The following is a 9,668-nucleotide window of genomic DNA, read 5'->3' as shown; positions in this document are numbered from 1 at the left end:
CGCAGTACCGGTGGAGCCCAGCAGTTTCTCTCCGCGTTCAGCGGTATCTCGCCCCACTTCCGGCCCCGCCGCCATCTGATGACCGCCCACGAATATCGAGCAGAGATGACCGTCCGCTTCGTGATCTGGAGCCAGATCACTGGTGCTGCCGGCCAGCCCACTCCGGCCTGAACATAGGCCTGGACCGCAAGCCCACCGCGCCCCGACGCACCGTCAGACGCTTACACACCCAACAACGTGACAGCGCCGTTCCTTGTAGAGGTCGGCGTCGTGGGTGACTGGACGGCCGCCCCTGCTGCCTTTGTTCTTCGGGGCGGACGCCCGGCGAGTGACGCCGCCGACGCCGCTGACCTCCGGCGGTCCGGCTCGGGAGCGTCACCAGCTGATGATCACTGCCCCATCGCCGCCCTTGGCGCCCTCGGCCCCCTTCCCGCCTGCGGACCCGTAGCCGCCGTCTAGCCCCTTCCAGTTGTCGTCGCGCACGGCGCTGCCGACGTTGGGGTTCCATTCGCCTCCCCGGCCGCCGTTACCGCCACGCAAGCCGTGGGCTCCCGCGCCGCCGCTGCCGCCGGCACCGTAGGACACGCCGTTCGACACGATTGCCGCGCCGGCCCGACCGGAGGCGCCGCTGCTGCCCCCGCCGCCGCCTGCTCCGGCCCGGCTGACGCCTCCCGCGGAATTGTGCGTGCCGTCGGCCCCCTTCTTGCCGGGCTGGCCGGCCCCTCCGGGCTGCCCGGGCGCACCTGCCACCTTCCTGACGGGCTCTACCCCCCTGCCACAGGCGTCCAGAGCAGGTTCGCCTCCTCCGACGCCGGTCCCCGCCGCGCCGCCGTCCTTGCCACCGGCTCCGCCGGCGCCGGGGCTGCCCCCGCTGATCTTGCCGTTGTAGCCACCCCCACCACCAGCGCCACCGCTGCCGCCCTTCCCTGCCTCGCCACGGATGCCGCCCGGCGCACGCCCGACCGTTTTGAGGTACGTGTTGCCCCCGTTACGCACCTCGACGCCCGAACCCGACGTGCCGCCGCCGACGTGTCCTTCGCCGCCCGCGCCCCCCTTGCCCCCGTCGCTCCCTCCACCAACCGTGGTGTACCCGCCCTGCCCCCAGGACGCCTCCGAACCGCCCTGGCCGCCTGAGCCCCCCGACCCGCCGCTCCCGACGATGATCCGCAGCTTCCAGCCCGGGCTCACAGACAACCTGCACTCGACGAAGGCGCCGCTGCTTCCGCCCGCGCCACCGCCGCCGGCCGCACTGCCGCCACCACCGCCGCCACCACCGCCGGCCGTCCCGACGGCGTTGGAGCCTCCTCCGTTGCCGCCGCCACCGCCACCACCGGCGCCTCCGGCCCCTCCGCCACCGGCACCGCCGCCACCACCACCCCAGGAATACACAGTGATCTGGTGAACGCCCTGGGGGACCACCCAGTCCGATTGGCCCGGCGTCAACCACCGTTTGGTCTGCGCCGCGCTGTGGACATCAGCCGACTGAGCCTGAGCGACCGGGAGGCCGCTCACCACGGCCGTGCTCACCAGGACAGCCGTTCTAAGGATTCTTCTGATCATGGCTGGCACAACGAACCACTGCATCCTGCGTCACTCCCACGGCGGACGGAACTCGCATCCCTGTGAAGGCCGGCCCGAGGGGCGGTCAACCGCTCGGTGGATTGTTCTGCGGCTTCGGGGACGCCGTGCGGCGTGCACGTGGAGACGCACCGCTACGGACGACAAGGCCATGGGCCTGGACGAGAAGACCGTGCAAAATGCCTCGGATGTCGGCGTACAAGTGAACGTGAGACGAGTACGCCGACAGGAGCAGTCACATGATCGTCCGGACAGGTCCTAGTCGTATGGGACGCCGCAGGCCGGCTCGCCTTCGAGCAGCTGCAGAACCGGCTTCAGCGGCGCGGTGCCGGGGCGGCCCGGGCGGCTGACGAGTGGCCGGCCCACTTCGTCGCGTTCGATCTCCTGCGGCTGTCCGGGACGGACACGATCGGATGGCCGTATCGGCGGCGCAGGGCCGCGCTCGAGTCCTTGTTCGCCGCGCGCCAGCTGTCGGCGCCGTGGGTGCTGTGCCCGTCGACCACCGACCCGGACACCGTGCGCGAGTGGCTGACGTGGAAGTCGGTCGGAATGGAGGGCGTGCTCTTCAAGCGGCTGGACAGTGCGTACGAGCCTTCGGTGCGCGGGTGGCGGAAGTACAAGGTGCGCGAGACCACCGAGGCGATCGTTGGCGCGGTCACCGGCTCTCTGGCCGCCCCCAGCAGTCTGCTGCTCGGCAGATACGACAACGACGGCTGCCTTCAGTACACCGGCCGCACCACCACCCTCGCCCAGACAGTGAGCAGCAGGGTCGCCGAGCTGCTCGCCCCAGCTCAGCGCGGTCATCCATGGAGGGGCTGGTCGTTCTCCGCCGGGTGGGGCAGCCGGGGAACGCTGAACGTCACGCTGGTGGAGCCCGAACTGGTGGTGGAAGTCGGCATCGACGTCGCCCGTGATGCCTCCGGCCGGTGGCGCCACCCCGCAGTCCTGCACCGTGCCCGCCCCGATCTCTCCCCCGCCGACGTCCCCCACATGACGTCGCCGCCGCGCTGACGGCAGCCGGGCGCGGCGGCCCGCCGACCAGTGAGCCCGCCCGATCCCCGGCTGCGTCCCGCGCCGCCCAGCCCGCCCTCCCTCAAGATGCGGTGCCTATCCCAGCAGCGAGCCTTGGCGGTGGTTGAAGGCTTCCAGGCTGCCGAGGGTGCCCAGTCGGATCGGTGCAGCAAGCGTGTATGGAGAGCCTCCCGTGGCGGTGCCGTCCGGGGCGGTTTGGAGGCGGCAGTTGAGCAGGTCCGTTATGCGACTGGCTCGTACGTCACGGTCTGCTCCGGGCAACCGGCCGCCACCTCGCGCAGGGCCGCCGCCTCGGCTTCATCGGCCGCAAGACTCCAGCGGAGCTTCGTTGCGACCCACTCGGCGACGTACCGGCAGTGCACGTCGGAGGCAGGCGGCAGCCACTGGGCGGGATCCTGATCAGCCTTGGACCTGTTGGAGCGGGCCGTGACGGCGACCAGGCTGGCGGTGGCACCCTGGTCGTTGGCGTACGCCTCGCGGCGCTGCGCCGTCCACGCGGACGCACCGCTGTCCCAGCTTTCTGCCAGAGGCACCATGTGGTCGATGTCCAGGCCGGAGGCTGACGTCACCCACACCTGGTCGTAGTACGACAACCAACTCCCGCCCATCAAACGGCAGTTGGGTCCGACCGCAGGGGGTTCGGCGGCCTCGGAGATCAGTACTTCGGCGCGGGTGTTGCAGCCGTCGGTGGGGTTGGCGCCGGCGTTCCAGTGGCGGAAGGCGTTGCGGTCGTAGCCGTCCCGGGACTCCGTCCCCATGGGCAGGCTGGCGACGGCTTCGGTCAGGGGAAGCGTCTCTGCCGCGTGGGCGGGCGCTGAGACGGTGAGGGGCAGGACAGTGAGGGAGGCGGCGGTCAGGCCGCGTAGCACAGCTTTGAGCATGTGCTGTTGATAGCGGCCGTGCGACAGGCGCGATCACCTGTTTTCCCAGTGCGCCGCCCGTGTGGGTGCAATGGTCATACCGGACCGAGTGCTCAGCACTCTCCTGCGCGCCTCGCAGGCGGCGCACGCGCACCCCGGGCACAGCCCGGGCCTGATACAGAACTCTGCCGCCTTCTGCACTGCCCGGCCCTTCGACGGAGGTGGCAGTTGGCTGGCGCGTCGCCGCTGACCGGCCTCACGAGGGCGGGTATCGCGTTGGCTCCCTGCACGGCCGGGAGTCTTCAGGCCGGGCGGTGCCGCGCTGCGACCGGGGCGTCTGCTGTCGGCGCGGTAGCCCGTTACTGCGGTTGCTCGACGTGCGACCTCGCAGGCGAGGGCCGCACGTCGGGTCGAGGTGGCAGGAGGGTTATCGGGTTCGGAAGCGGCGGTACAGGTTTCGGGCCACGTACACGCCCGGGCCGCCGAATCCGACGATGTCGACGCGTCCGTCACCGGTGATGTCGGCAAGGAAGCGCCGGTGGCGGTCGACCCGCCAGCCGCCGGCGTCCTCGTTGTATCCGAAGCCGCGGCATACCAGCTGGGCCTGCTTGAACTGTCCGTTGCCGCGGTTGTGCGATACCCAGACTCCGTGGTCGCCGAAGCCGACGATGTCGGGGTTGCCGTCGCCGGTGACGTCGGCGAGGAGGCGAAGGTGCTTCTTGCTGGTCCACCCCTGTGCGTGCCCGAAGTCGTTCAGGACGAGCTGGGACGGTTCGAATGTGCCGTCGCCGCGTCCGCATGCGACGGTGACGCCCTGAGGGCCGAACCCGACGATGTCCAGTGCGCCGCCATCGGTGGTGCTGAGCAGGAACCGGGGGTGCTCCTCGACCGAGTTCCACCCCTGGTCGGTTCCGAAGTCGTCGAGGATGTACAGAGGGTCGGCGAAGGTGCCTTCGTCGTCCTGGAGGGATACCCAGACGCCGTCGTCGTGGCAGCCGACGATGTCGAGCCTGCCGTTACCGGTGGTGTCGGCGAGGAAGCGGGGGTGCTTGTCGGCAAGCCAGCCGCCGGCCTGCTGGCCGTGTCCGAACGCTTTGAGGACCAGCTTGCCGCCCGCGGGCGTGAACGTCCCGGCTTCGTCTTGCGTGGACACCCGGACGCCGTCGGTGGCAAGCACGACGACGTCGGGCTTGCCGTCGCCCGTCGTGTCGACGAGGGTCCACAGGTCCGCGGGGCTCGAGGAGGGCGCTACCTGGTGCAGGACGCGCTCGTCGTCGAACGTGCCGTCGCCTTTGCTGGAGGACGTCACCGCGCCTTTCGCGGGTTTGAGCCCGACGATGTCCGCCTGCCCTGTTCCCTTGGTGTCGGCGAGGAACCGGTCGCCGAGCCCGGCCCACCAGGTTGGTTGCCCGCGGGGAGGGCGGTTGGCTCCGTCGCGCTTCCATCCGCCGGCGTCCTGGTCGCTTCCGAACCCCTTGAGGACCAGCAGCATGTCGCTGAAGGAGGGTGTCGCGTCGGGTGCCGGGCGCAGCGCGGTCGGGCGGGCCAGCCGCCAGGATTGGCGGCCGTTCCAGTGGCTCAGTGACGCCCAGGGCAGCACGGGGTCGCTGATGCGCTCGGGCTCGGCCGGGACGAACCGCCACCGCTGGCTTGCCGCGCTGTCGTCGTAGTCGCGCAGGACGACCCGGGTTTCCTCCTCGTCGGGGTCGGCGAGGTCGAGAACGCCGCTGTTGGTCGCGGCCTCGATGAAGTAGAGGCCCGCTTCGCCGTCAACGGGGACGACATGCCACTGCTGGCCCTTCTTGCCGGCTGCGGCGTCCCACTGACGGACACCTCGGTCCGCGGCGGCGGGGTTGTCGAGCACCTTACCGCCGGCCGCGTTGCGGACCACATATGTCTGGTCCTCCTGTGCGGCCGGCACGGGAGTGAGCTGCCACTGCTCCGGACTGGGGCCGCCCTCGGGGAAGTCACGGACGACAAGCGCCCCGTCCGCACTCGGCGTGGCTTTTGTGCCGAGGGTCCTCCCCGTGGCGGCGTTGACGATCTCCAGTTTCAGTTCTTGCGTGGGCACGGGCATCGTGGTGCCTCTTCCAGACGGGGGCGGGTGTGACGCGGCGGTGGCCGCGGATCACGTGAAGACGTGGTGGTAGGGGACGCTCCACTCGTTGGGCAACCGCGGGTAGAAGGTGTTGATGACCGTGCCGGTGAAGTCCCCGCCCCAGTTGTAGGTCAGGCGCACCTCGCTGTCGGCTGCCACCGCGTGGTCCTTGAATCCGAGGATGGCGTCGGGGTGGGTGATCGGCACGAACGTGATCCCGCCCCACGGCGTCAGCGTCACGACCCACAGCTGGGTGTCCTCGGGCGCGCCGTTCTTCCCGCGCCACAGGTCACCGACCTTGTCGGGGAGGCCCACCTGGACGGTGTCGGCCGTTGCCTCGGGGGCTTTCTGATGGACGGTGATGCGCCGGCGCTGCGGTTTGGGCGCGCCGTCGTCGCCGCGCCCGGCATCGGCCTGGCCGGCGCCGGTAGGCTTGGGTGTCACCTGGCCCGCGGCGCTCTCGATGAAGTACAGCGGCCGCTGTCCGAAGAAGCCGGCGGGGGTGATGTACCACAGGTGGCCCTGCGCTTCCTTGGTGGCCGAGTCGAGCGCGGTGGACAGCTTGACTCCCTTGTCGTGGACGCTGTCCTTCAGCTCGACGGGCCGCAGGAAGCCGCCGTTGAAGGCGTGGACGAGCATGACCGGCCGGTTCTCGACCAGCGCGGCCACGATCGCGTTGTCGTAGCTGTTCACCGCCACCGGGCCGCCGACCACCAGGTTCGACATCACCGTGCGTTCTTGGGTGTACATCGCGGAACCTCACCTGTTCTTGAAGTGGAGAACAATAAGCCAGCCACAGTGCAGCGCTTTGCCGCGCGGCATTAGCGAAGGCTTTAACCGCCATGGATCGAAATAACCTGGCCTTTATGGACGGCCGAATCAAACACCCCCACCGCCACATAAATCACGGCTGCAACAATTACGTGCAAGACCTTTCGAAGCCGCCGATCGAGCGGCCGACAGCGCTTCAACTTACCGTAATTCTCGGCGACTTGGGAATGGTCGGTGAATGCCTTTCACTCGATTGAGCGTGACACATGGAGGCTTCTTCCCAGAAAATGAGGCCGCTGGTAGCTTCGAACTTCGGAAAGCGCGCAGATGCCTGTTCGGTTCCATCGAGCGCGTTTCGGAGAGAATCAGCCGAGGACGGGGAATGCCTTCCACTGCTTACAACCTGGAACGGTTCAAGCGCCATCCGCTGACGAAAAAGAACCTGCGGGAACTCAGCATCTACCTGCCGTCCCTCCTGAACCACCCCAACCTGGTCTACACCGACAACAACGGCGTGCAGCACAAGCCCGTCGGCATCTCCATCAACAAGTCGAGCTCCGGCACTTTCGCCGGCTCCGCGTTCGATCTGGGCTGGATCGCCTACATGAATCTCGGGGAACCGCTGATCGAGGAGCGGGGCGACATCACTCCGCCCCCGCCGGACACGTTCTCCTCACGCGCCTACGTCAACCGCAGCGACACGCACGAAATGACCTTCACCGACTCGATCGAATTCACCGTGTCGAACGGAGTGACCTGGTCGCTCCACGGGGACGCCAAGCTCACCTTCGGCGGCAGCATCGGCGCACAGCTGCAATTGCAGCTGCAGAACCAGCTCAAGATGGACCTCCAGGCCCAGTTCGGGACGCAGCTGCGGAACGACATGGCGAACAAGAACGCCAACACGGTGACCAACAAGAACAGCAAGGACAGCGTCGGGGTCGACAACGCCAACGCCAACGAAACGGCCACGACGAACTCGACGGGCAACTCCGCGTCGAACTCGCTGACGAATTCGGTGGCGTTCACGACGCAGGGCAGCGCCACCGGCAGCGCTTCGCTCAACGCGCAGCTGGCACTGGGCCTCGCGGCCACCGTCGGCGGCTCCCTGACGACGAGCTGGACCTCGAAATCCCAGATCTCCGGCAAGGTCCCGAAGGACTCCCGTGTGGAGACCATCGCCACGCAGCGGCGTGCCCACAGGCATTACGAGTACGAGATCCCGGTGACCTTCGCCGGGTTCCTCGCGGTGAGATACGCCGTGCCGGTTCCGGTCCTTTCTCCCCCGCAGCCCGGGGCCTTCCCCGGCCTCGCCCAGGTAGTCGCCCGGGACATCGCCGACATCAACCTGGCCGGCGGCGGATACCGCATGAAGGGGCGGATGGAGGTCGTCTCCGCCCTGGACGTCCACCACACGATGTTCGAAGCCGAGAGCCTGACCTTCAGCCCACGAGCCCTGTACAAGGGGCCTTGACCGGCCGGCAGCACCGCCACCACGACGACCAGGGGTGATGACCATGGTGTTCGACAACATTTTCGGTTTCGCGCAGAACAGCGCGAAACTCTTCTCAGTGCAGGCCGGCGCAGCCGAGTCGCAGCCGGGTGCGGACGTCGACTTCGAGGACGCCGAGGACGACACATACGACGACAAGAACACGAGCCTGTTCGTCCATTCGATCCACGGGGCATCCTCCCGGGCGAAAGTCGTACAGGAGCAATCGCCCGAAGCACGGGCCGTCCTGGGCTTCCTCGGCTCCTTCATCCAGACCACCCAGGCATCGGCCCGTACGCAGTCCCAGCACGCCCACGCCGACTCGGTCTCCGGCACAGCGTCCGCCGGCATGTCAAAGGCGAGTGAGACGGTGAAGAGGGAAGACGGCCTGCAAAAGAACGAGGACCTCCAGGACAAGCCGGACAAGGAGGCATACGCCAAGGTTCCCAAGGTTCCGGAGGCACCCAAGGCCGCAGAGCCCCCCAAGGCGCCCCAAGCGGCCGCCGAGACTCCGCAGAAGCTGGGGAAGACCGAGACGACCGAGACAACCACCGAGGAACCGTCCGGTTCCCAGTAGCACGCACGTCACGAGGGGGCAGGGGCATGACCGCCCCTGCCCCCTCATGTGTCATACCGGGAGCAGCTGCCACTGACGGTCCCGGGGGGCGCCCGCCGCCTCGTACTGCTTGATCACCGTGCGGGCGTTGGTGTCGACGCCCAGGAGCAGACCGCTGTTGCGGTTCGCGATCTCATACACCCGCGGGGCGCCGTTCACCGAGCCCACCGGGATCAGCCTCCAGTGCTGGTGGTGTGCGTCGCCGCCCTCGTAGGCGCGCTGCGCGACCACCGCCCCGGGCGCCTCCCCCGCCCCGACGACCTCCAGAACCTTGCCGCTGCCTACGTTCTCGATCCTGTAGAGGATGTCGCCGTCGTCCTGGTCGGCCGCGACCAGCCGCCACCGCTGGTGATCCCTGGAGGCGGCGAGCAACTGGTGGATCTCGGCCCCGTCCTTGGTGGACTCACGCACGACCCCCATCCGCAATTTGCTGCGGACGTTGGTCCAGAAGACGACCGTGCCCGAATCGGGCAGCCCGGCCATCCTCGCCGACACGACCCTCCGAACCCGGTGGTTGCCCAGATCGGCGATGTAGAGGGTGTCGACGCAGTCCACAGCGAGCCCGTGCGGGCTGTTCAACTGGGCTGCGGTGGCGGGGCCGCCGTCACCGCCGAAGGTCCCGGCGCCCGTGCCGGCGACCGTGCTGATCTTCCCGTCAGCGGTGATCTTCCGAACCCGGTGGTTGTTGGCGTCGGCGATGTAGACGGTGCCGGTGCTGTCCACCGCCACACCCGCCGGGTATAGCAACTGGGCTGCGGTGGCGAGGCCGCCGTCACCGCCGAAGCTCCCGGCACCCGTACCGGCGACCGTGCTGATCTTCCCATCGGCCGTGATCCTCCGGATCCGGTGGTTGTACTGGTCGGCGATGTAGACGGTGCCGGTGCTGTCCACCGCCACACCCGCCGGGTATTGCAGCTGGGCTGCGGTGGCAGGGCCGCCGTCACCGCCGAAGCTCCCGGCACCCGTACCAGCGACCGTGCTGATCTTCCCGTCAGCGGTGATCTTCCGGACCCGGTGGTTGTGCTGGTCGGCGATGTAGACGGTGCCGGTGCTGTCCACCGCCACACCCAATGGGTGCTTCAGCTGGGCGGCGGTGGCGAGGCCGCCGTCACCGCCGAAGTTCCCGGCGCCCGTGCCGGCGACCGTGCTGATTGGAGGGGCGGAGTTCTCGCCACCTGTGGCTGCCGCGTTAGAAGGGTTCATCGTCATCCCCATTCACCG

General features: G+C 68.7%; 8 protein-coding genes and 2 pseudogenes. 5 read left to right on the top strand and 5 right to left on the bottom strand.

Translation table 11 applies throughout. The features are described 5' to 3' along the window. Nucleotides 1-171, top strand: a pseudogene (locus ACFU5F_RS29205) (IS6 family transposase); the annotation flags it as partial. A gap of 204 nt (nucleotides 172-375) precedes the next feature. Here ACFU5F_RS29205 and ACFU5F_RS29200 read toward each other — a convergent pair. Next, nucleotides 376-1,584, bottom strand: coding sequence for a hypothetical protein (locus ACFU5F_RS29200; RefSeq protein WP_383893429.1), 1,209 nt, complete (start codon nucleotides 1,582-1,584; stop codon nucleotides 376-378). Nucleotides 1,585-1,851: 267 nt separating this feature from the next. Between ACFU5F_RS29200 and ACFU5F_RS29195 the strand changes: the two are divergent. After that, a pseudogene (locus ACFU5F_RS29195) lies at nucleotides 1,852-2,187 on the top strand (ATP-dependent DNA ligase); the annotation flags it as partial. After that, on the top strand, nucleotides 2,176-2,589 hold the full coding sequence (locus tag ACFU5F_RS29190; RefSeq protein ID WP_383893431.1) for a hypothetical protein: 414 nt from the start codon (nucleotides 2,176-2,178) through the stop codon (nucleotides 2,587-2,589). The pseudogene ACFU5F_RS29195 and the gene ACFU5F_RS29190, both read left to right, overlap by 12 nt. A 242-nt stretch (nucleotides 2,590-2,831) precedes the next feature. Here the strand turns inward: ACFU5F_RS29190 and ACFU5F_RS29185 are convergent, their stop codons facing one another. From ACFU5F_RS29185 to ACFU5F_RS29175, 3 genes are all read right to left on the bottom strand, one after another. Continuing rightward, nucleotides 2,832-3,491, bottom strand: coding sequence for an HNH endonuclease family protein (locus ACFU5F_RS29185; RefSeq protein WP_383893426.1), 660 nt, complete (start codon nucleotides 3,489-3,491; stop codon nucleotides 2,832-2,834). A 406-nt stretch (nucleotides 3,492-3,897) separates the two neighbouring features. After that, on the bottom strand, nucleotides 3,898-5,547 hold the full coding sequence (locus ACFU5F_RS29180; RefSeq protein ID WP_383893423.1) for an FG-GAP-like repeat-containing protein: 1,650 nt from the start codon (nucleotides 5,545-5,547) through the stop codon (nucleotides 3,898-3,900). Between the two features lie 51 nt (nucleotides 5,548-5,598). After that, nucleotides 5,599-6,318, bottom strand: coding sequence for a hypothetical protein (locus ACFU5F_RS29175; RefSeq protein ID WP_383893421.1), 720 nt, complete (start codon nucleotides 6,316-6,318; stop codon nucleotides 5,599-5,601). Nucleotides 6,319-6,721: 403 nt separating this feature from the next. On the opposite strand from ACFU5F_RS29175, the gene ACFU5F_RS29170 reads away from it, so the two are divergent. Next, nucleotides 6,722-7,813, top strand: coding sequence for a hypothetical protein (locus ACFU5F_RS29170; protein ID WP_383893419.1), 1,092 nt, complete (start codon nucleotides 6,722-6,724; stop codon nucleotides 7,811-7,813). Nucleotides 7,814-7,856: 43 nt separating this feature from the next. Then, on the top strand, nucleotides 7,857-8,408 hold the full coding sequence (locus ACFU5F_RS29165) for a hypothetical protein (protein WP_383893416.1): 552 nt from the start codon (nucleotides 7,857-7,859) through the stop codon (nucleotides 8,406-8,408). A 51-nt stretch (nucleotides 8,409-8,459) separates the two neighbouring features. Here the strand turns inward: ACFU5F_RS29165 and ACFU5F_RS29160 are convergent, their stop codons facing one another. After that, complete coding sequence (locus tag ACFU5F_RS29160) at nucleotides 8,460-9,650, bottom strand: RICIN domain-containing protein (RefSeq protein ID WP_383893413.1); 1,191 nt, start codon at nucleotides 9,648-9,650, stop codon at nucleotides 8,460-8,462. Between the last annotated feature and the right edge of the window lie 18 nt (nucleotides 9,651-9,668).

This window comes from Streptomyces sp. NPDC057438, assembly GCF_042802995.1.
Classification (GTDB): Bacteria; Actinomycetota; Actinomycetes; order Streptomycetales; family Streptomycetaceae; genus Streptomyces.
Note: the sequence above shows the minus strand (reverse complement) of the source record. Positions and strands in the feature narration are given on the sequence as shown.